This window comes from Klebsiella sp. GFKo11, from assembly GCF_056490265.1.
In genome coordinates this window covers 4,574,912-4,600,053 of the sequence record NZ_CM151369.1, presented here as the reverse complement: position 1 = coordinate 4,600,053, position 25,142 = coordinate 4,574,912, and the positions used below count along the sequence as shown (strand labels likewise).

The window sequence follows — 25,142 nt, the reverse complement described above, 5'->3', positions numbered from 1 at the left end:
ATAGGCCGGACGCAAGTGCGTCCGGCGGGGTAATGAAGACGTTATTAGCTGGTGGCTCCTGCCGTCGCCAGTTTCTCTTCATGGCGGCGCATCAGGATGACCTTGTTCTGTAGTTTCTGCTGGAACTGGTCGACGACGACGGCGGTGACGATAACCACGCCCTTAATGACCATTTGCCAGAAATCGCTGACTCCCATCATCACCATGCCGTCGGCAAGGAAGACGATAACGAAAGCACCTATAATTGAACCAGTCACCCGACCACGGCCGCCCGCCAGCGCGGTTCCGCCGAGTACGGTGGCGCCAATGGCATCCATTTCGAACATATTGCCGGTCATTGGGTGCGCGGTTTGCAGCTGCGAAGCGACAATCAGGCCAACGAACGCAGCGCACAGGCCAGAGAAGGCGTAGACGAAGATTTTTGCTTTAACGATCGGGACACCGGCCAGGCGAGCGGCGGATTCGTTACCGCCGATAGCGTAGATATAGCGGCCCAGCGGGGTTTTGGTGGTCAGCCAGAAGCCAAGCAGCAGGAAGCCGATCATCAGCCAGATAGGCAGATAAATCCCCATTAACGTCCCGGACCCCAGGGTGGAGAAACCGGTGTTGCCCAGCGCTTCTATCCCGTTGAGGTTAGGATAGGTGCTGCCGTTGTTGAACAGCAGGGCGGAACCCCTGGCGACATACATCATGCCCAGCGTACAGATGAAGGGCGCGACGCCGAAGCGGGTGATCACCGCGCCGTTAATAAAGCCGACGAGGATGCCGAAAATGGCCACGCACAGAATCACTTCAGGCACATTGAAGAAGATGACGCTGCCGTTCCATAAGGGCAGACCGTTGGTCAATAATGCCCCCGCAACCATTCCGCAGATCCCGGCGACGGCACCGACGGAAAGGTCGATCCCTCCGGTCAGGATAACCAGCGTCATGCCGATGGCCAGCAGGCCGGTGATGGCCACGTGCTGAGTCATTATCAGCAGGTTAGATGTGGTCAGGAAATTCGGTACCATCACGCTGAAGAACGCGATAACCAGCAGCAGAGCGATAAACGTTCTGGCCTTCAGCAGGTACATATAAATCATATATTTCTGGTTCATGATGGATTCCAGCCTGATTAATCTTGAGGTGTTGAAGCCGCGATTAATTTTTCGCGGGTAACCGCATGACGCGGTAAATCGGCGGTAATACGGCCATCGGCCATCACCAGGATGCGATCCGCCAGCGCCATGACTTCATCCAGTTCCGATGAAGAGAACATCACTGCCAGACCCTGGTGGGCCATTTTGCCAATCAGGTGATAAACGTCAGTTTTGGCACCCACATCGATGCCGCGCGTTGGCTCATCGAGAAAAACAACCTGTGGTTGCGTCATTAACGCTTTGCCCAGCACCACTTTTTGTTGGTTGCCGCCGCTTAAAGAGGTGATTGGCAGTTCAGGATCGCTGACCTTAATAGCCAGTTCGCGAATCATCTCTTTGACGCTGACAATCTCTTTTTGCGGGTTCAGCCACTTCCATGCCTGGCGAAAACCTTTCAGGCTGAAATCAGATAAGGTCATATTCGATTGAATCGACATCATCTGCACCACGCCTTCGCCCTGCCGGTCCTCAGGAACTAACGCCAGCCCTTTTTTAAGCCGCGTCTGAAACTGAGTTTTGCCAATATTTTCACCGTTAAGATGGACGCTGCCGTTCTGGCAAGGCATCAGCCCGACCAGGCCTTTAAACAGCTCCGTGCGCCCGGCGCCCAGCAGGCCGTATATACCAATCACTTCCCCTTTACTTAATGTGAAGGTCACATCGTTGAGCTTATAACCGCCGCTGTGGTGTAACGCCGTCAGACCTTCAACGGCAAGTACCGCCTCGCCCTTCGGTGCGGGCTGATAGTCGAAATGTTTTTTCTTATCGCCGACCATCTGTTCGATGATCCACGGGATACTGGCATCACTGACCTCGCGCTCGCTGATAAAGCGTCCGTCGCGGAAAATAGTGATGTGGTCACCAATTTCCATCAGCTCTTCCAGTCGATGGGAAATATAAATAATGGTGACGCCGCGACGCTTAAGCTGCTCAATGACGTTAAACAGGATTTTGACTTCCGACTGACTGAGTGCAGAAGTAGGTTCGTCCATGATTAATACGCGTGTGTCCTTTGAAAGCGCGCGTGCAATTTCAACCAACTGCTGGTGACCGATGCCTAATTCACCAAGTTGGGTATAGGGATCGACATTGAGCTCCAGCCTTTCCAGTAATTTTTTGGCTAACTCATATTGATATTTTTCGTTGATCTTCCCTTTCTGGAAGAACTCGTTAGCCATGAAAATATTATCCATGACGTTCATATTCGGGAATAAATTTAATTCCTGAAAAATGATGCTGATTCCCTGCTTTTCGGCCTGGTGAGTCGAGCTAAGGGTAACCGGAGTACCATCAAGAATAATTTGACCGGAGGAGGGAGTTTCAACGCCAGCAAGCATTTTCATCATGGTGGATTTACCTGCACCATTTTCACCGATCAGAACGTTTACTTTATTTCGATAGACCCGATAGTCCACGTTATCTAAGGCAATAACGCCTGGATAAACGCGAGACAATCCGCGGGTTTCGATAATAACTTCAGATTCGACTGGTTGGGAATTGACGAGTTCTTGCCGCTGCATGTTATTGTCCTCCCGCACGAACAATTTTCGCTGGCGTAATATCAGGAATGGTCTGCGGAATATCCCAGGCTGAAAACACGCCATATACCTGTGTCGTTTCGCCGGTTTTCACCTGTGCCGCTTGAATCATATTGACCGCATGTTCGTTAATCGCCCGACCATATTCGCCAAACAGTACCTGGTCGTTAAAGTCCTGATAGCTGGCACCTTGATAGCCGTCGCGTAATAACGTCCCGCGCAGCGTTGGGCCAATTTGCACCACCACGTTGCTGCCGCTGAGATCCTGAATGGTCATTTTTCCGCTACGGGAAGCAGAATCAATTTTGCTGATATTACCTTCAACTTTGACGTAAAAAACGCATGGATTCTCATCCTGAGCGCGATAGCCTAACGTTTTGCAGGCGCTGTCGAAATCTTTCGCCGCGCGCAGGGCGGTCATCAACTCGGCAACGGGACGAGCCCTGGCAACGACCTGTGGAACGATCTGGTCCTGCCATGTTTTGTCAATACTCGTCATGTGCGGATTGGGCGGGGATTTAAGATCGGCCAGCTCTTGCTGAGAGACAATACGGCAGCCTCCAAGCGTAAGAACGGCCAGCGCCAGCCAGGTTTTTTTAAACATAATACTCTCCTATGCGCCCCCGTAGGGGCGCAACAACCCGAACTCAGGACTTGATATTGAAGTCCTGAACTTTGTCTGCATTGTCTTGAGTGATCAGAATCCCGCGGAACATCACGCGCTGCTTCGCTGGTTTTTCACCTTTTTGCAGGTAGTTATCCAGATCGGTCACGCCCTGAGCGGCGATAGCCTGGGCCTGGAGCATCACCGTCGCCTGCAGGGTTCCGGCTTTCACCGCATCGCGTTCGTCGTTGCTACCATCGATACCAACAACTACGACATCGGTGCGATTGGCGGCTTTCAGCGCGGCAATTGCGCCAAGAGCGACAGGACCGTTGCCGCAAATTACGCCCTTCACGTCAGGGTGCGCTTGCAGAATACTGTCCATAATGCGTTTGCCATCGATCAACGTCCCTTTGGCATCTTGCTTCGCCACGCTGACCATATCCGGGTATTGGTCGATAACCTGGTGGAAAGATTTAGAGCGGGTAACGCAGTTATTATCCGCAAGGTTACAGGTCAGTTCGGCATATTTTCCTTTCTCTGCCATCTTCTCAACAAATACGTTGGCGACTTCAGAACCGGCCTGGAAGTTATTATGGGTAATCTGCTCAAGGGCGACGTCATCGACAGGGATTTCGCGGTTGATTAATACCACTGGAATACCGGCTTTTTTCGCTTTTTCAATCGCCGCGACGCTGGCGGTAGAGTCAGCATTATCCAGAATAATGCCCTGAACTTTTTTACCGATGGCGGTATCGATCAGTTCATTCTGTTTTTTTACATCTTCGCCATGCGAAAGAATGGTGGTCTGGTATCCCAGCTCTTTTGCTTTCTCACTGGCGCCTTTGGCTTCAGAAGCGTAATACGGATTATCCAGCGAGTTTACCATGATCATGATGGTGCCTTTTTCTGCTGCCTGGGCGGCAAAAGAAAAAGCGGTCAGGGTAGCGGCTGTTAAAAGCGTTAAACGTAATTTCATGACAATTTTCTCTCTTGGTTGTTATTGTCGGGTACGGTGAAACAACGTAAGGCCTGAAAATCAAGTTTATGGGCCGGGGGTCTCCTTCTGTTGATGATTAAGGTTCGTCACACACGAGATTCCCTGGTGGGCGTCAGGCGGACGTTGCCGGTTTCCATAATGTTCTGTTCACCGCATGGCGCCACTCCTGCCATCTTTTCTGCAGGCGCTGGTGGCGGGCCATATCGGGGATAAATTCGCTATGTTCGGTTAAGAAGGCTTTCAGGTCGGTCACCGAGCCTGGGTTCAGGGCTTTGCGGGCCAGAAGGGCTGCGCCAATCGCCGAGAGTTCGGCAACATCGCTGCGCATCACCGGGCATCCCAGCAGGTCGGCCTGATACTGCATTAACCAATCATTTTTCGTTGGGCCGCCGTCGACCATTAATGCCGCCAGGTGGAAGTCATCCTGCTGACGCATGGCGACAACAACATCGGCGATTTGATAGGTAATGGACTCCAGCGCGGCGCGAATCAGGTGCGCGCGTTTAACGCCACGGCTCAGACCGCAAATCACGCCGCGGGCGCTGTCATCCCACCATGGTGCGCCAAGTCCGGTAAGGGCTGGTACAAAATAGACGCCCAGCGTAGAGTCCACGGAGGCGGGTAGGGTGTTGAGCTCATGAGCCAACTCGGCATCTGAAAGCTCGCTTAAGCCGGTGCTGTCGGCCATCCACGCCACGGCATCGCCGGTGTGGGGAATATTACCTTCTAGTCCGTAGGTGATGCTGTCGCCGTCGTGCCAGGCGATGGTGGTGGCCAGTGCGTCGATATCGCACTGTGCGGATTTTACCGGCGCCATCACTGATGACCCCGTGCCGTAGGTGGCTTTAACGCAGCCCAGTTCGCCAAGCGCGTGACCAAACAGCGCGGCGTGGGAATCACCCACCATCGCCATCACTGGGATACCGTCAGGGATATTGTTCAGCCCGCGGGTGTAGCCAAATAATCCGCTGGAAGGTTTAATTTTCGGCAGCGCAGCGCGAGGGATCTGGAACAGCGCCAGCATCTCGTCGTCCCACTGCCCGGTTTGCAGATTCAGCAATTGGGTGCGTGCAGCATTGGAGTGATCGCAATGGAACGCTTCGCCCTGGGTTAAATTCCACAGCAGCCAGCTGTCGATGGTGCCGAGGCAGATTTCTCCGCGTTCAGCCAACATGCGGCCCTCAGGAATGGATTCCAGCAGCCAGCGCATTTTTGAGGCCGAGAACAAAGGCGCAATCGGCAGGCCAGTGGTGGTTTTGATTTGCTGCTCTTTGTTGTCGCGGCGTAGTTCATCGCAAAACGCGGCGCTACGGGTACACTGCCAGGTGATGGCGGCGTTAATGGGTTTACCGCTCTGGCGATACCAACCTATGGCGGTCTCGCGCTGGTTGCTGATGGCCAATGCGGCGACGTTCTCTGCACCGACGTGTTCAACCGCTTTAGCGATAACGTCGAGTGAGGCTTCGACCAGAACTTCTCCCGATTGCTCGACCCAACCATCGCGCGGCGTTTGAATCGCCAGCGGTTGCGAGAATTTCACTACCACGTCACCGCGGCTATCGAGCACGACGGCTTTGGCGTTGGTGGTGCCTTCGTCCAGTGCAATGATGAACTCTTTACGTGTTGCCTGCATTAGGTAGTCTCCTGAGTCACACTTCGTCCTGGCGCGGAGGGGGAAGAGTCGGCATTCCTCTTTATCGCATTGCTTCTTAGCAGGCCATGATGTGACAATTCGTTTTCACTTTTTTAATCACTGAATATATATTCGATAGTGATTATTTATTTGATACCTTAGCCAGAAACTTCCCATCGGGCTACAGGAAAAGTTATCAATTGTGCTGGCAATCACACTTATCCGTTCGGTGGAGCATCTGACAATGAGTGAAAAAGAGAGCAGCTTAATGCATTTATCGTGTTGAAATATAAATATTTATTTGCATTACCTTTACGCTTCCTGGAAAGCGTAAAGGTTGTGGGAAAGTGTTGGAATGAGGAGGTTAACCCGCGATAAGCAGGCGCGCGGTGGGGTAGTCAGTAATTAACACATCGATATAACCGCCTGATAGCGCACCTTTGATAGCCGCAACCTTATCACTGCCGCCGGCAAGGGCCACCACGTTGGGGCACTTCTTCACTTTTTCCAGCGCCATGCCGATAACAGGATCTTCATCATCGCGTAACACCGCTTTGCCGTTTTTGTCGTAGTAGTGCAGGCAAATGTCTCCGACCGCGCCGCGTGCCGCCAGCACCTGAAGCATATCTTCGTGGTAGTAGTTCCCGGACGTTTTAAGCAGTTGCGAAGGCTCGAGGATGCCAATGCCAACGATGGCAATATCGACTTCGTCAAAGCGGGCAATGACATCGGCGACATCTTTGCTGGCAACGAGACGATTTTTCTCCTCCGTTGAGCCTTCAATGCTTTGGGAAGGAAGCAGCCAGGCATCACAGTTAAGATGATGCGCCAGGGTTTGGGTGAGGATCGTTGCCTGGACATTACCGTTCGGCCCTACGCCACCCAGCAGTTGAATCACGCCGTTGGCCTTCAGATTTTGCGCGTGAACTTCATCGACCATCGCACGAATGGTCGAACTCCAGGAGGAGACGCCAATCAGGTCTTTTGGGCGTAATCGCGTTTCCAGATAGTGGGCGGCGGCGGAACCAATGGCGCGCTTGATGGTGTGATCGTTCGCGTCCTCTTCGGTATCCACCACGATGGCTTGTTTAATTCCGTAGCGATCCTCGAGACCTTTTTCAAGATTGAGGAAAATATTGGATGGCTGAACAACGCTAATTTTGACCACGCCTTCCTTTTGGCAACGGGTAATCGCTCGGGAGATAAATGACTGAGAAAGCGAGAGAAGTTGAGCGATATCGGACTGCTTTCGTCCTTCAAGATAGTAAAGAGTGGCAATCTTAACTAATAGCCGTTGTTCATCCTGCTTAGCCATATATTTCCCCGAAAATCATTTACGTGCAGCCATTATCTTAGAGCTCATCATCATACGCGAAAAGAAAAGACAGTTAAGTGTGATGGATATCTAACTTTCGCCAATCCTCAAAAACAGCTATGGACAAAAACAGAACAGTGGCTGCATAATTGAATAAAGAATCATTATTGAATATATATTCATGATGATTTCAGGTCAACTGAAAAGTACCCAGGCGCAGTCAGGCCTGGTGGTAAGGAGGCAGAATGTTCCTGAGTATGATGCAGCGGCGTAAGCCTTGCGATGCGTTGCCTGGGGATGTCTGGTTTTTTTAGTCCCTGACGGAATAAATATTCCAAGTTGAAAATAAATTCAGAGGTATTAAATGAATCCCTATAGCTATGATGTCCAGGCACTTGAGCGTAAAGCCCGCGCCGTTCGTCGCCATATCGTCAGATTGAATGCCAACAGCCCTGCGGGTGGGCACACCGGAGCCGACCTGTCTCAGGTTGAACTGATTACCGCGCTCTACTTCCGTATTATGAACGTTGCGCCGGACCGTATTGCTGACGATCAGCGTGATATCTACATCCAGTCGAAAGGCCACGCGGTGGGTTGCTACTACTGCGTATTGGCCGAAGCGGGTTTCTTCCCCGTTGACTGGCTGGATACCTATCAGCATGCCAACTCTCATCTTCCTGGCCACCCTGTACGTCAAAAAACACCGGGCATCGAACTCAACACCGGCGCGCTGGGCCACGGTTTGCCTGTTGCGGTGGGGCTGGCGCTGGCTGCGAAGAAAAGCAACAGCTCCCGCCGCATCTTTTTAATTACCGGCGATGGCGAGCTGGCTGAAGGCAGCAACTGGGAAGCGGCTCTGGCCGCGGCGCACTATGGGCTTGATAACCTCGTCATCATTAATGACAAGAACAACCTCCAGCTGGCAGGGCCGACCCGTGAAATCATGAATACCGACCCGCTGGCTGACAAATGGAAAGCCTTCGGCATGACGGTAACCGAGTGCCAGGGCAACGACATGGCGTCGGTGGTGGCGACACTGGAAGGGCTGAAGCAGGAAGGTAAACCGAACGTTATTATCGCCAACACCACGAAAGGTGCCGGTATTTCCTTTATCCAGGGGCGTCCGGAATGGCACCACCGGGTACCGAAAGGCGAAGAAATTGCACTGGCACTGGAGGAATTGAAAGATGAGTAATGCAGAACACCTGGCGAGCGTGATGGTTGAAGCGTTTATTGATGCAGTTGAAAGCGGTGTTGATCTGGTGCCGGTGGTAGCTGACTCAACCTCGACGGCAAAAATCGCCCCGTTTATTAAACAATTCCCTGGCCGCCTGGTTAACGTGGGCATCGCCGAGCAGAGTATGGTCGGCACAGCAGCTGGCCTGGCGCTGGGCGGAAAAGTTGCGGTGACCTGTAACGCCGCGCCGTTCCTGATTTCCCGCGCTAACGAGCAAATTAAAGTCGATGTTTGCTACAACAACACCAACGTTAAGCTATTTGGCCTCAACGCCGGGGCCAGCTACGGCCCGTTGGCGAGTACCCACCACGCGATTGACGATCTGGCGGTGATGCGCGGCTTCGGTAATATCCAGATTTTTGCCCCTTCTTCACCGCGTGAATGTCGGCAGATTATCGATTACGCCATTCGCTATCAGGGGCCGGTTTATATTCGCCTCGATGGCAAGGCGTTGCCGGAGCTGCACGACGAAAATTATCAGTTTGTGCCCGGTGCGGTAGTGACGCTGCGCGAAGGCGAAGATATCGCGCTGGTAGCAACTGGCTCTACGGTGCATGAAATCGTTGATGCGGCGCAGATTCTGGCCGATGCAGGGGTTCAGGCTAAAGTGGTGAGCGTGCCTTCAATCCGCCCTTGCGATACCGCCGCGCTGCTGGCAGCGCTGAAGCCATGCAAAGCGGTGATTACGGTGGAAGAGCATAACGTCAACGGCGGACTGGGTAGCCTGGTGGCGGAAGTGCTGGCGGAAGCGGGCGTCGGCATTAAGCTCAAGCGCCTGGGGATCCCGGATGGTGAGTATGCGGCTGCGGCAGATCGCGGCTGGCTGCGTAAACATCACGGTTTTGATGCGGCCTCTATTGCTGAACTGACGCAGAAGATGCGTTGATTTCAGCTTGTAGAAAAGTGTATGTCTCTGGAATTGCCCGGTGGCGGCTAGCGCCTTACCGGGCCTACAAAGAAAGCGCAACATGCTGATGTCGTGGTGTTTGTAGGCCGGGCAAGGCGTCAGCCGCCGCCCGGCAGAAATACGAGCACGGTGTCTAAAACGGCACCTTTTACGACGTGCAAAGCGTAATAACAAATTCTCCGGCCTTGATCCATTGCAGCCTAAACTCTTTAGCGGATAACCGAAGAAGCAAAATTCCTTCCTTTATATACACCAACTCAAAATCGGTAAAACCTCTTCCGGCTTGTACGTCCACATGGCAGGCCTTAAACGCGCTCTCTTTCGCCGAAAACGCCAGCGTCAGCGCCAGCTCAGGCGGTAAACCACTGTCATCCAGAACTCTTTTTTCCGCTGCGTTGACGATACTGCTTTCCAGATCTGCCGCCAGCGAAGGCGTCATGATCCTTTCGATATCAATGCCGACCGGCTGGGCAGAAACTACCGCCAGCGCGGTCTGTTTGCTGTGGCTGATGCTGCCGTACCACGGGGTGGGCCATAGGGGCTGGCGCTGGTCGCCAATGGCAGGAACGCTTTTCTCTCCCACTTCCTGTAGCGCATAAACCGCCGCAATACGCCCGGCAAGATGTTCGCTCTGCCGCTTGCGGGCACAGTCGGCTAGCAGGGCGTGATGCGGGAGCCAGAACAGATCTTCAGGCTGAAAGGTCGCCGGGTCGAAATCCACCCGCTGAAGTGAATGACCCGCAAGCTGAATGATTGAGTGTTGGATTTGCATCGTGGAATGTTAGCAGATTCTTCCGTCCGCCCTCTATGAGAAGAGGGCGGAGGAGATTTATACCCGTCATACTTCAAGTTGCATGTGCGTTGGCATCGCGCGCTCACCCCAGTCACTTACTCATGTAAGCTCCTGGGGATTCGCTTCCTTGCCACCTTCCTGCAACTCGAATTATTTAGGGTATAAGAGAACCATCAGAAGTGGGTATTGACACCCAGGTACCAGGTCCGGCCCGATTCGTTATAAGTGTTGGCACCTGCGCCAGCCATATAAGAGACATCGGTGAGGCTACCCGTTGTCTGGGAGTTACCCGCACGCCAGTGGCGCTTATCGAAGACGTTATCCACGCCGCCGGTCAGGCTGACGTATTTGGTTACGTCCCAGGTGGCGCTCAGACCAACGATGCTGTATGGGCTGACTTCATCCGTTTCGGAACCCACCGCCGGCTGACCTTTGTAGTTATATTTCTTCGGCTGCTGCTTGCCGTACCAGGTGAAGGTCGACTGCACGGAAATATCCTGCTGAATCTGCCAGCTCAGGGTGGAGTTCAGGGTGTATTCCGGAATAATCGACAGACGATCGCCGGTTTCCTTGTTTTTACTTTGCAGCATATAGGTGATGTTGTTAGTCCAGTTCACCGTCTCGCTAACCGGCACGTTCAGGGTCCCTTCAAGACCTTCAACCACCGCTTTAGGCACGTTTTCCCATTGATAGATATCGGTTTTCACCGCACCTTTCGAGGTATTCGCAATTGGCGCGTAGCCTGCTTCGATTTTATCGCGGTAGTCGTTACGGAACCATGTCACACCCGCCAGCCAGCCGTCATGTTTAAATTCAAGGCCAATCTCTTTGTTGATGCTGGTTTCGGCTTTCAGGTCATCGTTACCCATCATGTAACAACCAGTACCGGTGCCGCTGGCGTAGCAGCCCTGGCCTTTACTATAAAGAATATAGTTCGGGTTGGTCTGGTACAGGCTCGGCGCTTTATAGGCGCGGGCGATACCCATTTTCAGGGTAAAATCATCGCCCAGACCTTGAGACAGGTTCAGCGATGGGCTCCAGTTGTTGCCCACGATAGTGTGGTGATCGAAACGCAGCGCCGGAGTCAGCATCGTAGTTTCGGTCAACTCCATGTTGTCTTCGGCAAACAGGGAAAAGATCTCGGCTTTCGAGTACGGGCTACGGCCGGTGCTGTCATAGCCATCAATGTCACCGCCCATAAAGGTCTGGGTATTTGACGCTAAATCCTTCATGCGCTGCTGGTTCCACTCGGTACCCAGCGTCAGGTTCTGGTTAAATACCAGATCGAGAGGGATGTTGACTTCGCTGTGCAGCATCACGTCGGCCAGATCGATATCGCTGAACTGATCGCTGTTGAAGATACCTTCTGTACCACCCGCTAAACCTTCGCCTTTACGAGAGTTGCGGGTACGTTCGTACTGCGCCCAGTTGCTGGTGGTCACGCCGTTATCCCAGCCGCCGTTCCAGGTCATAGAGTAGGTCTGGCGATAGAGGCGGTTAGTCTCTTTGCCGTAGTTCTTTTTCACCAGATCGTTGGTGTTGGTGTTCTGCGTGTCGCCAGCGTAGAGGTTGCCCTGACGGCTGTAGCCGGATTCAAACTCCAGCGACTGCATCGGCGCGAAGTCCCAGCGCACGACGCCGTTAATATTCTTGTTTTTTACACCTTCACGCCCGGCAGGCATGGTATTGGCATATGCACCGGTACGCTCGGACTGATGCCCGTCGTTGATATCCCATGCATCGGCCTGGGTTTTATCGAGATTACCTAACAGGCGGAAGCTGAAATCGCCGCCCAGTGGGCCGGTGAGGCTAAAGTTAGTGCGTTTAGTGGAGCCTTCGTCTTTGTGCTCTGGAGCGTTCATGTAGGTGTTCCATGAACCGTGCCATTCACCGTCGCTTTTTTTGGTGATGATATTGACCACGCCGCCCGCCGCGCCGTTACCGTAGCGTGCAGCAGCCGGGCCGCGAATGACGTCAATGCGTTCAATCAGCTCCGGTGGTACCCAGGAAGTATCGCCGCGAGTATCACGCTCGCCACGCCAGCCCAGACGCACGGAGTTGCGGCTGGTGACGGGCTTACCATCAATCAGGATCAGGGTGTTTTCCGGGCCCATGCCGCGAATATCAATCTGGCGATTGTTGCCGCGCTGGCCGCTGGTGGAGTTGCCGGTCAGGTTAACGCCCGGCATGGTGCGGATAATTTCAGATACGTCGCGCGCAGGCGGACGTTTACGGATTTCATCGGCGGTGATGGTTGAGACGCCCGGAGCCTGAAGGTTCTGTTCGGCAGCGGTAACGACCATGGTTTCGTCAGCGGTTGCGGCTTTGCTATCAGAGGAGGTTTCCGCCGCGCTCAGCGGAAAAGCAGCCCCATAGATTCCCAGATTGACCAGCAAGGCCAGGGATTTGATCCTGTTATTCATTGTAAATCCTGCTTTTCGTCGCCACCTTCCCCAAAAGCCCTTTCCCGTCGGGAGGGGAGGCGGTATCAATGTTGCCAGTAGAGGGCATACGCACTCCGTCGCTGACTCAATAAGCCATCTCTGACATGTTTAATTTTGAAAGACGCGCTTCCCACAGCGCGCTAATACGCTATTGCAAATGAAAATAGTTATCAATAATATTATCAATAAATATTACGTTTATTGATACGTTTGTTGATAAATGTCACGATAAACATAAGGTTAAAAAAGGAATGCAAAAGACAGGAAGTGACGACTGGTGGCAAAGCCTCTCCGGCCCGCAGATTGAGGCCGTTGACGACGCGTATCGGGTGACGTTCTGGTGGCGAGACCCTGCGGGCAGCGAGGCCTCCTCGACGATCCAGCGGGTATGGATTTACATCACCGGCGTCACCGATCATCATAAAAATTCGCTGCCGCAGACGCTGCAACGCGTTCCCGGTACCGATGCCTGGTTCTGGCAAACCACGCTCTCACCCACCTGGCGCGGGAGCTACTGTTTTGTTCCCTCCGAGCGCGATAACGATTTTTCCCCTGAGCTTTTTAACGGCGATAGCCCGGACCGCACGCTGCTGCGTGAAGGCTGGCGTAAACTGCTGCCGCGCGCGATCTCCGACCCACTCAATCCACAAAGCTGGAAGGGCGGCCGCGGTCATGCGGTGTCTGCGCTGGAGCTGCCTGAAGCCCCGGAACAACCGGGCTGGGCGCTGCGCGATGAACCTTATCAGCCGCCGGTCTGCATTGAGTGGCAGAGCCAGCGCCTGGGCAATATGCGACGGATCTGGGTCTACGCTACCGGTGATGCGAATCCGCAAGAGCGCCCTCTGGCGATTCTGCTTGATGGCCAGTTCTGGGCCGAAAGCATGCCGATATGGTCGCCGCTGGCGGGGTTAACCCGCGAAAAGCGGCTCCCGCAGGCGGTTTATCTGCTGATTGACGTGATTGATAACCAGCATCGCGGCGAAGAGCTTCCCTGCAATGAAGCGTTCTGGCTGGCGGTTCAGGAAGAGCTGCTGCCGTTAGTTCGTCAGATGGCCCCTTTCAGCGATCGCGCTGACCGAACCGTGGTGGCAGGCCAGAGCTTTGGTGGCCTGGCTTCAATGTTCGCTGCGCTCTACTGGCCGCAGCGCTTTGGCTGCGTGCTTAGCCAGTCCGGTTCCTACTGGTGGCCGCATCGCGGTGGGGTGCAGACGGGACTGCTGATTGACCGCCTAAGCCGCGGCGAGTTACACCCGCAAGGGCTGCGAATCTGGCTGGAAGCCGGTATTCGCGAGCCGATTATTTTTCGTGCAAACCAGGCGCTTCTCGCGCATCTGGAACAGCAGACGATTTTCTGGCGTCAGGTTGACGGCGGGCATGATGCGCTTTGCTGGCGCGGCGGGCTGACGGCGGGGTTAATCCAGCTGTGGCAGCCTTTATGCCGCGAAGAGTAGCAAAGCGCGCTTTACGAGGAATTTGAAATGCAATTCAGTAACCCCTTCGATAATCCGCAAGGGCAGTTTTACATTCTGCGCAATGAATTACAGCAGTTTAGCTTGTGGCCACACCACTGCTCGCTGCCGGAAGGCTGGGCGGTGGAGTGCCAGCCGCAGTCGCTAGAAGCGTGCAACGCCTGGCTGGCGGCGAACTGGTCCACCCTCACCCCCGCGCACCACGCGTCCTAAGGAGCTGATGATGACCACTCGTTTACCGCTGGTTGCGGCGCAGCCGGGGATCTGGATGGCAGAGCGTCTCTCAACGCTGCCCGGTGCCTGGAGCGTCGCCCACCATGTAGAACTGCGCGGTGAGATCGACCCGGTTCTGCTCGGACGGGCGATTGTTACCGGACTGTCGCAGGCCGATACCCTCAGCATGCGTTTTTGTGAAGATAACGGCGAAGCCTGGCAGTGGGTCGATGAAACTCATGTGTTTGCCGAACCGGATTATCAGGATCTGCGCGCCGCGAGCGACCCGCACGCCGCCGCGCTGGCGCTGATGCATGCCGACCTCGGGCAGAATCTGCGCGTAGACGGCGGCAATCCGCTGGTCTGCCATCAGCTGTTACGGGTAGGAGATAATCGCTGGTACTGGTATCAGCGTTATCACCATTTACTGGTCGATGGCTTCAGTTTCCCAGCGATTACTCGCCAGATCGCTGCAATTTATCGTGCCTGGCAGCGGGGTGAAGAAACGCCTGTTTCGCCGTTTACTCCCTTTGCGGAAGTCGTGGAAGAGTATCAACGCTACTACGGTAGCGACGCCTGGCAGCGTGACAAACAGTTCTGGCAGGAGCAGCGTAAAGCGCTACCGTCTCCGGCTTCGCTGTCTGCCGCGCCGCTGGCGGGAAGGGCGAGCTGCACCGATATCTGGCGCATGAAGCTGGAGGTCGATGCTGGCGTCTTTAGCCGTCTGGCAGCGAGTGCTCCGCAGTGTCAGCGTGCGGATCTGGCGCTGGCGCTGACCACCCTGTGGTTGGGGCGACTGTGCAGCCGAATGGATTACGCGGCGGGCTTTATCTTTATGCGCCGCATGGGGTCTGCGGCGCTAACCGCAACCGGACCGGTACTGAACGTCCTGCCGCTGGCGGTCAATATTGACGCGCAGGAAACGCTGCCGGAACTGGCAACGCGCCTTGCCGGGCAGTTGAAAAAAATGCGCCGCCACCAGCGCTATGACGCCGAGCAGATCGTTCGCGACAGCGGCAAGGCGGCGGGTGATGAGCCGCTATTTGGCCCGGTGCTCAATATAAAAGTTTTCGATTATCAGCTGGATATCGACGGCGTGCGGGCGATAACCCACACTCTGGCGACCGGCCCGGTCAATGACCTTGAGTTGGCGCTGTTCCCGGACGAAGCGGGCGGTCTGTCACTGGAGATTTTGGCCAATAAACAGCGTTACGATGAACAGACGCTGCGCGGGCATATCGCCCGGCTCTCCGCGCTGCTGACGCAGTTTGCTGACCATCCGGGCCTGCGCTGCGGCGACGCGAATATGCTATCGGCGGCGGAAATAACGCAACTGGAGCAGGTCAACAATACCGGCATTGCTCTGCCTTCCACCACGCTGAGCGCGCTGGTGGCAGAGCAGGCGGCGAAAACCCCGGATGCCCCGGCGCTGGCGGATGCCAGGTGGCAATTTAGCTATCGCGAGATGCGCCAGCAGGTGGTGGCGTTGGCGCAATTGCTGCGCGCACGCGGGGTTAAACCGGGCGATAGCGTGGCGGTGGCGCTGCCGCGTTCGGTGTTCCTGACCCTGGCGCTGCACGGCATTGTCGAAGCCGGGGCCGCATGGTTGCCTCTGGATACCGGTTATCCTGACGATCGTCTGCGGATGATGCTGGAAGATGCGCGTCCATCGCTACTGATTACTTCTGAGGATCAGTTGGCGCGCTTTAGCGATATCCCCAACCTGGGAAGTCTCTGTTATCAGCAGCCGCTGGAAGCGAGTGACGCTGCACCGCTGGCCATATCTCAGCCTGACCATACCGCTTATATCATCTTTACCTCCGGCTCTACCGGGCGACCGAAAGGGGTGATGGTCGGGCAAACCGCCATTGTCAACCGCCTGCTGTGGATGCAGAACCACTATCCGCTCTGTGCTGATGACGTGGTGGCGCAGAAAACGCCGTGTAGCTTTGATGTCTCGGTATGGGAGTTCTGGTGGCCGTTTATTGCCGGTGCGCAGCTGGTGATGGCCGAGCCTGAGGCCCATCGCGACCCGCTGGCGATGCAGCAGTTCTTCGCCCGCTACGGCGTGACCACGACCCACTTTGTGCCGTCGATGCTGGCGGCGTTTGTTGCTTCGTTGGATGCGGAAAATGTCGCCTCCTGTCAAACCCTGCGGCGGGTATTCTGCAGCGGTGAAGCGCTGCCGACGGCGCTGTGCCGCGAGTGGGAATCGCTGACCGGCGCGCCATTGCATAACCTGTACGGCCCGACGGAAGCGGCAGTGGACGTCAGCTGGTATCCGGCCTGCGGGCCTGAACTGGCGGCGGTCACCGGCACCAGCGTGCCGATTGGCTGGCCGGTATGGAATACCGGTTTGCGTATTCTGGATGCGTCGATGCGCCCGGTACCGCCGGGCGTGGCGGGAGATCTCTACCTGACCGGCATTCAGCTGGCGCAGGGCTACCTGGGGCGTCCTGATTTAACCGCCAGCCGCTTTATTGCCGATCCTTACGCACCGGGCGAGCGCATGTATCGCACTGGCGACGTTGCCCGTTGGCAGGATTTCGGCGCGGTGGAGTATCTCGGGCGCAGCGACGATCAGCTGAAAATTCGCGGTCAGCGTATTGAGCTGGGCGAAATCGATCGCGTGATGTCGGAGTTGCCGGACGTCGCGCAGGCGGTGACTCATGCCTGCGTCTTCAACCAGGCGGCAGCCACTGGCGGTGATGCTCGTCAGCTGGTGGGCTATCTGGTTTCTGAATCTGGTCTGCCGCTGGATACCGCAGCGCTCAAAGCGCGGCTGGGGGAACAGCTGCCACCGCATATGGTGCCGGTAGTGCTGATTCAATTACCGGAGCTGCCGCTGAGCGCCAACGGCAAGCTGGATCGCAAAGCGCTGCCGCTGCCGACGCTAAGCCGCGAGCGCAGCGGTCGTCCGCCGGAGCCGGGCATTGAAAGCACCGTGGCAACGGCGTTCAGCCAGCTGCTGGGTTGCGAAGTAAACGATATTGAAGCTGATTTCTTCGCTTTAGGTGGTCATTCGCTGCTGGCAATGCGCCTGGCGGCGCTGCTGAGCCGCGAGCTGGAACGTCAGGTGACGCCGGGGCAGGTGATGGTCGCCTCGACCGTCGGCAAGCTGAGCGCGCTGCTGGCTTCGGATCTCAGCGATGAGCAGGCGCAGCGCCTGGGCTTCGACACGCTCCTGCCGCTGCGCGCGAGCGACGGCCCGACGCTGTTCTGCTTCCATCCTGCTTCCGGTTTTGCCTGGCAGTTCAGCGTGCTGGCGCGTTATTTAAGCCCGCGCTGGTCTATCACCGGCATTCAGTCGCCGCGACCGCAGGGACCAATGGCGACGGCGGCGGATCTGGATGCGGTCTGCGAGCATCATCTGCAAACCTTGCTTGAGCAGCAACCGCACGGCCCTTATTACCTGTTCGGTTATTCGCTCGGCGGCACGCTGGCGCAGGGCATTGCCGCCCGTTTACGCCAGCGCGGCGAAGCGGTGGCGTTCCTCGGGCTGCTGGACACCTGGCCGCCAGAAACACAGAACTGGGCGGAGAAAGAGGCTAACGGTCTGGATCCTGAGGTGCTGGCGGAGATCGAACGGGAACGCGAAGCGTTTCTTGCCGCTCAGCAGGGGCAGGCTTCCGGCGAGCTATTCAGCGTTATTGAAGGCAACTATGCTGATGCAGTACGCTTGCTGACTACCGCGCACAGCGCGAAGTTTGACGGTAAAGCGACGCTATTCGTGGCGGAGAGAACCCGTCAGGCCGGAATGGATCCGCAGGTGGTCTGGGGGCCATGGGTTGGTGAGCTGGAGGTCTTTAGCCAGGATTGCGCCCATGTAGATATTATCTCTCCACAGGCCTTTGAGGCGATCGGCCCGGTAGTCAGGGAGATTCTGGGGTAATTGAACGCCGGGTAGCCCTCACCCTAACCCTCTCCCACAGGGAGAGGGGACCGATCGGCAGGGCGCGGGCGGTGGCTTTCCACCTGCGAATTGTGGTTGGGGGCCAATGTCAAAAATGAGCGCGGGTTTTCGCCCTCTCCCTGTGGGAGAGGGGACAGATCGGCAGGGCGCGGGCAGTGCTTTCCACCTTCGAATTGTCGTTGGGGACCAATGTCAAAAATGAGCGCTGGTTTTCTCCCTCTCCCTGTGGGAGAGGGGCGGGGTGAGGGGAAAGGAACTACCGGCGTCCCAGCGGCACCACCAGCGGCGTATGCGCCACCGGATCTTCAATGATCGTACAGCGCAGGCCGTAAATCTTCTCGATCAGCTCCGCGTTAACAATCTCTTTCGGCGCGCCTTCCGCGACGATTTTGCCATCGCGCAGGGCAATCAAATGAGTGGCATAGCGGCAGGCCTGGTTCAGGTCATGCAGCACCGCCGCCAGCGTATATCCCTTCTCCCGATTCAGCTCGCTCAGCAGCTCCAGCAGATCGATCTGATGGCTGATGTCGAGCCAGGTGGTCGGCTCGTCGAGCAGCATTATTGCCGTCTCCTGAGCCAGCACCATGGCAATCCACGCCCGCTGACGCTGGCCGCCTGAGAGCGTATCGACACTTTGCAGCGCCAGGTCGGTGATCCCGGTGGCTTTCATCGCCTTGCTGACCGCCTCTTCATCCTCTTTACGCCAGCGGGTAAACAGCGGCTGGTGCGGATAACGCCCACGCGCCACCAGCTCCTGAACCGTGATATCACCCGGCGTGGTGGCGTTTTGCGCCAGCAGGCCGATCCGTTTGGCGACCTCTTTACTGGCATAATGCTGGATCTGCTCGCCGTCGAGCCAGACATGGCCGCTGGTGGGGGTCATCAGGCGGCTAAGGGTACGCAGCAGCGTCGATTTACCGCAACCATTAGGGCCAATAATGGCGGTAAAATGTCCATCGGGAATGGTCACGTTCAGCGATTCGGCGATGGTCTTTTTGCCGTACGCCAGGGTCAACTGGTCGCCGCGCAAACGGGAAGTTACAGCAGTCATTTTTTGCGGGACTCCTGAATTAACAACGCAATGAGGTAGATACCGCCGAGGCTGACGGTCACCACGCCCACCGGTAACTGATAAGGCATAAACAGGCGCTGCGCGCAGTAGTCAGAGAGTGCCAGCACCAGCGCGCCGCACAGCGCGGATTGAGTCAGGCCCCAGCGAGCGGTACCGCTAAGGCGGCGCGCGATATGCGGTGCCACCAGGGCGATAAATGAAATTGGCCCGGCAAGCGCGGTGGCGGCGGCGGTAAGCACCACCCCGACCAGCATCATCAGCAGGCGCGAACGCTCAACCCGCACGCCCAGCGCGCAGGCGGTATCGTCGCCCATCTCCAGCAGCCGCATGCGTCGCGCCAGCAGCGCGGCAAAAACCAGCATCAGCAGAATCAGCGGCGCGGAGGGCCAGGTTTTGCCCCAGGTCAGGCCGTTAAGGGAACCGGCATACCATAACCCGGCTGAGAGCGCGGTTTCCAGCGAGGCGCGCAGCAGTAGCCAGGTGTTGAACGCCACCAGCATGGCGCGGATGCCGATGCCGATAATAATCAGGCGAAAGGTCTCAATGCCGTTGCGCCAGGCCAGCAGCCAGACCACCAGCGCGGTGAGGATGCCGCCAGCCATTGCCGCCATGGCGATGGCTGCCAGGTTCTGGCCGAACATAACCATCGCCACCAGCACGCCGCTCCAGGCACCGGTGTTAAAGCCCATGACGTCCGGGCTGCCCAGCGGGTTGCGGGTTAGCGACTGGAAAATCGCCCCGCTGACGCCGAGCGCGGCACCGATCAGCAGCGCCATCAGCACGCGCGGCAGACGCCATTCGGTCACCACCATGGTGACGTTGCGCGGCGCATCGCCAATCAGCGCGGAGATAACTTGCTCAACGCTTAACGGTACCAGGCCGGTGCCGAGCCCCCACAGGGAGACCAGCACGCTGGCGATCACCAGCAGCAGGCAGCTAAAAATCAGGCGGCGAGAAGGGGCAATCACATTCCACCTCCGCGCGGCTGGCGGCGCACCAGCCAGATCAGAACCGGCGCGCCGATAAAGGCGCTGACCACCGATACACGAAGCTCGCCGGGAACCAGCAGGCGGCCAAGCACATCGGCAAACAAGAGCAGGGCAGGGGTGGCCAGCAGGGTGACCGGCAGCGACCAGCGATGATCGGCTCCCACCAGCCAGCGGGCCATATGCGGCATCATCAGGCCGATAAAGGCAATTGGCCCAACGACTGCCGTGGCGCTACCGCACAGGACGGTAATCGCCAGCAGCCCAATCAGTTGAGTACGCGCGACCCGGCTGCCGAGCGCGGTCGCCGTATCGTTGCCGAGACTGAGGCTATTGAGCGCCCGGCTGAGCAGCAGCGAAACGAGACCGGCAATCAACACCGGGATCAGGACGATTTTCAGGGTTTGCAGCGTGCGCACGTCCAGTGAACCCGCTTGCCAGAAGCGCAGCTGATCGTAGACGTCGGGGTTAAGCAGGGCGATACCGCTGGAAAGGCCTTCGAGCACCGCCGCCAGAGCCACGCCCGCGAGGGTCAGGCGCACTGGGCTAAGCTGACCGCCGCCCTGGCTGCCGGTAAAGGCCACCAATAACGATGCGCCGAACGCGCCGCAAAAGGCCATCAGCAGTTGTTCCTGTGGCGAAGAGATACCAAACAGCGCCGCGCCGAGCACGATAGCAAAGCTGGCGCCGGAGTTGACGCCGAGGATCCCCGGGTCGGCCAGCGGGTTGCGGGTCAGGGTTTGCATCAGCGCCCCGGCGAGGCCCAGCGCGGCGCCCGCCAGCAGTCCAGCGAGGGTTCGCGGCAGTCGGGCATCAAGAACGATAGTGCAATCGGCACTTTGGCAGGTACCGGTAAAAGCATCGACGACGACGCTAAACGGCAGGGGCTTCGCGCCAATCAACAGGCTGAGCGCAACGGCGATGGTTAAAACGATCAAAAGACCCGGCACGGCAAAGGCGCGCGCCGTGGTCATGGAAGACGACATGGCTTACATCCCTGACATGATAATGATAGTAATTATCGTTATCGATTCTATTCGGTTATGTTAGCATGTGCACCCATAAAAATGGTATGGAAAATAATAACAAGGCGCTGTCATGAACCGACAATCCCGGCTGCTGAATCTCAGCCTGCTGAAAACTCATCCGGCCTTTCGCGCCGTCTTTATCGCCCGCTTTATCTCAATTCTGTCGCTTGGCCTGCTGGGCGTGGCGATCCCGGTACAAATCCAGATGATGACCCACTCGACCTGGCAGGTTGGGCTGTCGGTCACCTTAACCGGCGCTTCGATGTTTATTGGCCTGATGGTGGGCGGCGTGCTGGCCGACCGTTATGAGCGCAAGCGCTTGATTCTGCTGGCGCGCGGTACCTGCGGGATCGGCTTCGTCGGCCTGTGCCTGAACGCCATGCTGCCGGAGCCGTCGCTAATTGCTATCTATCTGCTGGGGATCTGGGACGGCCTGTTTGCCTCCATTGGCGTGACTGCGCTGCTGGCGGCGACTCCGGCGCTGGTCGGGCGGGAAAACCTGATGCAGGCGGGGGCGATCACCATGTTGACGGTGCGTCTGGGTTCGGTGATTTCGCCGATGATCGGTGGCCTGCTGCTGGCCACCGGCGGGGTAGCCTGGAACTACGGTCTGGCGGCGGCCGGGACCTTTATTACCACTCTGACGCTGCTGCGTTTACCGCAGTTAGCGCCGCCTCCGCAGCCGCGTGAACATCCGCTGAAATCGCTGCTGGCGGGAGTGAAATTCCTCTTTAACAGCCCGCTTATCGGCGGCATCGCGCTGCTCGGCGGTCTGCTGACGATGGCGAGCGCGGTTCGCGTGCTCTATCCGGCGCTGGCCGGAAGCTGGCAGATGTCGACATCGCAGATTGGCCTGCTGTACGCCGCGATCCCTCTGGGGGCGGCGCTGGGGGCGTTGACCAGCGGGCAGCTGGCGCAGACGGCGAAGCCCGGCGTTCTGATGTTGGCAACCACCGTTGGCTCGTTTGTGGCGATTGCGTTATTCAGTCTGATGCCGATGTGGGAACTTGGCGCGCTGTGCCTGGCGGTGTTTGGCTGGCTGAGTGCGATAAGCTCGCTGCTGCAATATACGTTGATTCAGAGCCAAACCCCGGAAAACATGCTTGGTCGTATCAATGGCTTGTGGACGGCGCAGAACGTGACCGGCGATGCGATCGGCGCGGCGCTGCTCGGCGGTCTGGGCGCGATTCTGACGCCGGTGGCTTCGGCGAACGCCAGCGGTTGGGCGCTGGTGATTGTTGGGGTGATCCTGGTTGGATTGTTGCGTGAGCTGCGCCGCTTTCAGCGACCGGAGATGGTCAGCGAAAGTTAAATACGCTGGGCTTTCCCGGAGGCGGCGCGTTGCGCCTGTCCGGGCTACCAAACCTGCAGGCGGCGGCGAACCCGTAGCCCGGTCAGCGCAGCGCCACCGGGACGAAGCCGCGCTGATGCATGAGGTCCGGCACATTTCCCGGAGGCGGTGCGTTGCACCTGTCCGGGCTACCTGAGCGGCAGACGGTGGTGAATCCGTAGTCCGGTCAGCGCAGCGCCATCGGGAAAAATAACCGAGAGGCGAGAATAGCAATAATAAAAAGCCCCGGATGGCTCCGGGGCTTGTTATCACTCGTCAGTGAGGGTTAACGCTTAGTACGCGCCAAGGTCGGTCCAGACGGCGAACTGGCCGCAGTTCAGGTCCGGCTGGTTGCCCTGAGACCACCATTTCACCTGGTAGTTATGACCTTTCCAGCTTACGATTTCGAAAGTACCCCAGTTTCCGCCATAAACAGTGCTTGAGCTCCAGGTTGGGTAAGGTGCAGTCTCATCCGCTGGAACAACATCATCTTCCTGCTGAGATTCGTCATCAGCATCGCTCTGATCGTCCGCGGGCTCATCATCGAACTCTTCTTCGGACTCGTCTTCGTCTTTGTCCGTCTGGGAGGCGGCAACCACAGAGAGCACAAAGCGCTGCTGTGTTGACGGCTCGCCCCAGGTATCGCGAACGAACAGGGTGAAGGTGAACTCGGTATCCACGGTCACTTCCGGAACATTGAACTCGATAGTCGCAGTGGTTTTGTCCGCCAGGTCGATAGCCGCAGGCACGCCCCAGCTGTAGGTCAGGTCGTCTTGATCTTCATCAGACGATTTTTCGCCGGAAAGACGAACGCGGGAGCCGCCAACTACCATCAGCTCAATAGCCGCTTTTGGCGCATGGTTTACTGACGGTTCGATCTGCTCTTCATCTTGATCCTGTTCCTGCTCTTCTTGCTCTTCTTCATCAGTCGGTTCAACGTTGATACCTTCGAAGTAGAACGGCGCCATATCAACGACTTTAGAAGAGATCTCGTAGCCCAGACCTTCACGCGCGGCGTTAACCAGCACGCCGTTGTCCTGATCGATAGTCCAGGTGAACATAGCGCCCAGACCCAGGCTCGCTGCGTATTCGCCTTTGGCTTTTACGGAACGCGGGGTGTCCAGAGACATAAACAGTTTGGTTTCTGGATTGTACAGATAGTCAGCGTCGGCAACCTTGTCGGTGTAAACGTTAAAACCGTTACGGCCTTTCTGGTTTTCCAGATCCAGGTAGTTATAAATCACGTCATACCATTCGGTCGTGCCGGATTCGAAAGTACCCACGGTGGTACCGGTGCCTGCATCATAGGTGCCTTTCAGCGGAGACAGGGATTCCAGTTCGGCGTTGCGGCCGTTACGGGTGTAGCCTGCATAACCAACGTTGATACGGTCAGCCGGGAAGCCTTCGGACAACAGGTGATCAACGATGGTGTTCACTGCCCAGCCGCCTTCTTCCAGCGCTTTCAGGTTAGTGTGGTGCGCAACGGTCTCAGCCCACGGGGTGCCGAAGAAGTCATAGGTCATCAGGTTGATGCCGTACAGACCGGCATTCAGCAGCGCTTTGACGTTAGAGTAGTCGAATGTTTTAACCACAGCGGAGCTGGCGATGGAGATTTTTACGTTGCTCAGGCCTGCGGAATCCAGTTGCTTACGCAGCTCGCCAATCAGCAGGGCATAGTTTTCACCATCTTCCGGACCGCACGGGTTACCCGCGCCTTCATGGTTCGGGTATTCCCAGTCGATATCCACTTCGCTGAACATCGGGAACTGTTTGAACAGTTTCACCACGCCTTTGGCGAAGACTTTACGGGATGAATCAGAAGCAGCGGTTTCGTGGAAACCGTTACTCATGGTCCAGCCGCCGATGCTCATGGACAGCGCCAGATCGTGGCCCTGAGCTTTCGCTTTGGTTTGCAGGTCACGCAGGCCGCCGAGCAGGCCTTTGGTGTTCGACTGAGTGACGGTTTTCGGATCGACGTCCCAACCGCTGACATCGTGGCCGACGTTAACGTAGGACTGGAAATCGCCCCACGGGTCGAGGAAGGTCGGCTCATATTGCACTTTACCGCACGACTCTGCGCCTTCGGCAACCACGTCACGCCATAGACCGTCCACTTTATGGAATCCGGTCACGCCGACAAAACCGACAATGATTTTGTCATAGGCTGTCGGGGAAACGTTGGTCAGATCGTAGCCGCGACCGCGGTTATCTTTTGAATCTCCACCCTGCAGACGGCCATCGTACTGAGACCAGTCGGTGTAGTAACCGAAGACTTTTGGTTTAGTGGTAGAGGACTTGTATTGGTTATAAACCGGTTTTGTGACGCGAGCAGAAGTATAGCTATAGTTGCTCACTTCGGTTGCCGGGTTAAAACCATCAGCTGCGTTGCTGGTTTCAGTAAGGGTATCGCCTTTAATCAATTTGCTGGTTGCCACGTTAATTTCCTTTTGCTGTGAATGTTCACCGTGAGTGGTGTGGAGCAGATAATCGGCTAACGGGCTGCCCAGGGCTAATCACA

18 protein-coding genes are annotated in these 25,142 nt (G+C 56.7%); 6 read left to right on the top strand and 12 right to left on the bottom strand.

What is annotated here, in order from left to right:
- Nucleotides 1-44: 44 nt before the first annotated feature.
- The 6 genes from AC07P6_RS22245 to AC07P6_RS22220 form a co-directional block, all read right to left on the bottom strand.
- Nucleotides 45-1,100: an ABC transporter permease gene (locus AC07P6_RS22245; RefSeq protein WP_304256891.1), complete on the bottom strand. Its 1,056-nt coding sequence runs from the start codon at nt 1,098-1,100 to the stop codon at nt 45-47.
- Nucleotides 1,101-1,117: 17 nt separating this feature from the next.
- Nucleotides 1,118-2,662 carry a sugar ABC transporter ATP-binding protein gene (locus AC07P6_RS22240; protein WP_304256893.1) on the bottom strand — a complete coding sequence of 515 codons (1,545 nt, stop codon included), beginning with the start codon at nt 2,660-2,662 and terminating at the stop codon, nt 1,118-1,120.
- A 1-nt stretch (nt 2,663) separates the two neighbouring features.
- Nucleotides 2,664-3,284 carry a DUF2291 family protein gene (locus AC07P6_RS22235; protein WP_182237074.1) on the bottom strand — a complete coding sequence of 207 codons (621 nt, stop codon included), beginning with the start codon at nt 3,282-3,284 and terminating at the stop codon, nt 2,664-2,666.
- A gap of 43 nt (nt 3,285-3,327) precedes the next feature.
- Nucleotides 3,328-4,263 carry a D-ribose ABC transporter substrate-binding protein gene (locus tag AC07P6_RS22230; protein ID WP_110273252.1) on the bottom strand — a complete coding sequence of 312 codons (936 nt, stop codon included), beginning with the start codon at nt 4,261-4,263 and terminating at the stop codon, nt 3,328-3,330.
- Nucleotides 4,264-4,396: 133 nt separating this feature from the next.
- Nucleotides 4,397-5,917 (bottom strand): FGGY family carbohydrate kinase, encoded by a 1,521-nt coding sequence (locus AC07P6_RS22225; protein ID WP_304256897.1) that lies wholly within the window; start codon nt 5,915-5,917, stop codon nt 4,397-4,399.
- Between the two features lie 364 nt (nt 5,918-6,281).
- Entirely contained in the window at nt 6,282-7,232 is a 951-nt protein-coding gene (locus AC07P6_RS22220) for a sugar-binding transcriptional regulator (RefSeq protein WP_182237070.1), read from the bottom strand.
- 364 nt (nt 7,233-7,596) lie between these two features.
- Between AC07P6_RS22220 and AC07P6_RS22215 the strand changes: the two genes are divergently transcribed.
- Complete coding sequence (locus AC07P6_RS22215) at nt 7,597-8,427, top strand: transketolase (RefSeq protein ID WP_110273255.1); 831 nt, start codon at nt 7,597-7,599, stop codon at nt 8,425-8,427.
- Nucleotides 8,420-9,355 (top strand): transketolase family protein, encoded by a 936-nt coding sequence (locus tag AC07P6_RS22210; protein WP_434659842.1) that lies wholly within the window; start codon nt 8,420-8,422, stop codon nt 9,353-9,355. The genes AC07P6_RS22215 and AC07P6_RS22210 overlap by 8 nt, the downstream gene beginning before the upstream one ends.
- A 169-nt stretch (nt 9,356-9,524) precedes the next feature.
- On the opposite strand, the gene entD is transcribed toward AC07P6_RS22210, so the two are convergent.
- Nucleotides 9,525-10,148 (bottom strand): enterobactin synthase subunit EntD, encoded by a 624-nt coding sequence (entD, locus tag AC07P6_RS22205; protein WP_478314701.1) that lies wholly within the window; start codon nt 10,146-10,148, stop codon nt 9,525-9,527.
- Between the two features lie 194 nt (nt 10,149-10,342).
- Nucleotides 10,343-12,592 (bottom strand): TonB-dependent siderophore receptor, encoded by a 2,250-nt coding sequence (locus tag AC07P6_RS22200; RefSeq protein ID WP_478314699.1) that lies wholly within the window; start codon nt 12,590-12,592, stop codon nt 10,343-10,345.
- Nucleotides 12,593-12,864: 272 nt separating this feature from the next.
- Here AC07P6_RS22200 and fes point away from each other — a divergent pair, with 272 nt between their 5' ends.
- The 3 genes from fes to entF are packed head-to-tail and all read left to right on the top strand — an operon-like array spanning nt 12,865 to nt 18,187.
- Nucleotides 12,865-14,064 (top strand): enterochelin esterase, encoded by a 1,200-nt coding sequence (fes, locus tag AC07P6_RS22195; RefSeq protein WP_478314697.1) that lies wholly within the window; start codon nt 12,865-12,867, stop codon nt 14,062-14,064.
- Between the two features lie 27 nt (nt 14,065-14,091).
- A complete protein-coding gene (locus AC07P6_RS22190; protein WP_182237062.1) occupies nt 14,092-14,295 on the top strand; it encodes an MbtH family protein in 204 nt (67 codons plus the stop codon).
- Nucleotides 14,296-14,305: 10 nt separating this feature from the next.
- On the top strand, nt 14,306-18,187 hold the full coding sequence (gene entF / locus AC07P6_RS22185) for an enterobactin non-ribosomal peptide synthetase EntF (protein WP_478317063.1): 3,882 nt from the start codon (nt 14,306-14,308) through the stop codon (nt 18,185-18,187).
- 277 nt (nt 18,188-18,464) lie between these two features.
- Here entF and fepC read toward each other — a convergent pair whose 3' ends face one another.
- The 3 genes from fepC to fepD are packed head-to-tail and all read right to left on the bottom strand — an operon-like array spanning nt 18,465 to nt 21,252.
- A complete protein-coding gene (gene fepC, locus AC07P6_RS22180; RefSeq protein ID WP_478314695.1) occupies nt 18,465-19,259 on the bottom strand; it encodes an iron-enterobactin ABC transporter ATP-binding protein in 795 nt (264 codons plus the stop codon).
- Nucleotides 19,256-20,248 carry an iron-enterobactin ABC transporter permease gene (gene fepG, locus AC07P6_RS22175; RefSeq protein ID WP_181483115.1) on the bottom strand — a complete coding sequence of 331 codons (993 nt, stop codon included), beginning with the start codon at nt 20,246-20,248 and terminating at the stop codon, nt 19,256-19,258. Before fepG ends, fepC begins: the two co-directional genes overlap by 4 nt.
- Complete coding sequence (gene fepD / locus AC07P6_RS22170) at nt 20,245-21,252, bottom strand: Fe(3+)-siderophore ABC transporter permease (RefSeq protein WP_182237054.1); 1,008 nt, start codon at nt 21,250-21,252, stop codon at nt 20,245-20,247. The genes fepG and fepD overlap by 4 nt, the downstream gene beginning before the upstream one ends.
- Before the next feature lie 112 nt (nt 21,253-21,364).
- Here fepD and entS point away from each other — a divergent pair, with 112 nt between their 5' ends.
- The gene (gene entS / locus AC07P6_RS22165; protein WP_478314693.1) at nt 21,365-22,606 is read left to right on the top strand and encodes an enterobactin transporter EntS; all 1,242 of its coding nucleotides are present in this window, start codon (nt 21,365-21,367) and stop codon (nt 22,604-22,606) included.
- Between the two features lie 311 nt (nt 22,607-22,917).
- Here entS and AC07P6_RS22160 read toward each other — a convergent pair whose 3' ends face one another.
- Nucleotides 22,918-25,059 (bottom strand): glycoside hydrolase family 18 protein, encoded by a 2,142-nt coding sequence (locus AC07P6_RS22160; RefSeq protein ID WP_478314691.1) that lies wholly within the window; start codon nt 25,057-25,059, stop codon nt 22,918-22,920.
- Nucleotides 25,060-25,142: the final 83 nt, after the last annotated feature.

Excerpts from the sequence above, each read along its gene's own strand:
- entD (WP_478314701.1), bottom strand. The coding sequence starts at position 10,148 with ATGCAAATCCAACACTCAATCATTCAGCTTGCGGGTCATTCACTTCAG.
- AC07P6_RS22245 (WP_304256891.1), bottom strand. The coding sequence starts at position 1,100 with ATGAACCAGAAATATATGATTTATATGTACCTGCTGAAGGCCAGAACG.
- AC07P6_RS22200 (WP_478314699.1), bottom strand. The coding sequence starts at position 12,592 with ATGAATAACAGGATCAAATCCCTGGCCTTGCTGGTCAATCTGGGAATC.
- AC07P6_RS22225 (WP_304256897.1), bottom strand. The coding sequence starts at position 5,917 with ATGCAGGCAACACGTAAAGAGTTCATCATTGCACTGGACGAAGGCACC.
- entF (WP_478317063.1), top strand. The coding sequence starts at position 14,306 with ATGACCACTCGTTTACCGCTGGTTGCGGCGCAGCCGGGGATCTGGATG.
- AC07P6_RS22240 (WP_304256893.1), bottom strand. The coding sequence starts at position 2,662 with ATGCAGCGGCAAGAACTCGTCAATTCCCAACCAGTCGAATCTGAAGTT.
- AC07P6_RS22190 (WP_182237062.1), top strand. The coding sequence starts at position 14,092 with ATGCAATTCAGTAACCCCTTCGATAATCCGCAAGGGCAGTTTTACATT.
- entS (WP_478314693.1), top strand. The coding sequence starts at position 21,365 with ATGAACCGACAATCCCGGCTGCTGAATCTCAGCCTGCTGAAAACTCAT.
- AC07P6_RS22230 (WP_110273252.1), bottom strand. The coding sequence starts at position 4,263 with ATGAAATTACGTTTAACGCTTTTAACAGCCGCTACCCTGACCGCTTTT.
- fes (WP_478314697.1), top strand. The coding sequence starts at position 12,865 with ATGCAAAAGACAGGAAGTGACGACTGGTGGCAAAGCCTCTCCGGCCCG.
- fepC (WP_478314695.1), bottom strand. The coding sequence starts at position 19,259 with ATGACTGCTGTAACTTCCCGTTTGCGCGGCGACCAGTTGACCCTGGCG.
- AC07P6_RS22220 (WP_182237070.1), bottom strand. The coding sequence starts at position 7,232 with ATGGCTAAGCAGGATGAACAACGGCTATTAGTTAAGATTGCCACTCTT.
- AC07P6_RS22210 (WP_434659842.1), top strand. The coding sequence starts at position 8,420 with ATGAGTAATGCAGAACACCTGGCGAGCGTGATGGTTGAAGCGTTTATT.
- AC07P6_RS22235 (WP_182237074.1), bottom strand. The coding sequence starts at position 3,284 with ATGTTTAAAAAAACCTGGCTGGCGCTGGCCGTTCTTACGCTTGGAGGC.
- AC07P6_RS22215 (WP_110273255.1), top strand. The coding sequence starts at position 7,597 with ATGAATCCCTATAGCTATGATGTCCAGGCACTTGAGCGTAAAGCCCGC.
- fepD (WP_182237054.1), bottom strand. The coding sequence starts at position 21,252 with ATGTCGTCTTCCATGACCACGGCGCGCGCCTTTGCCGTGCCGGGTCTT.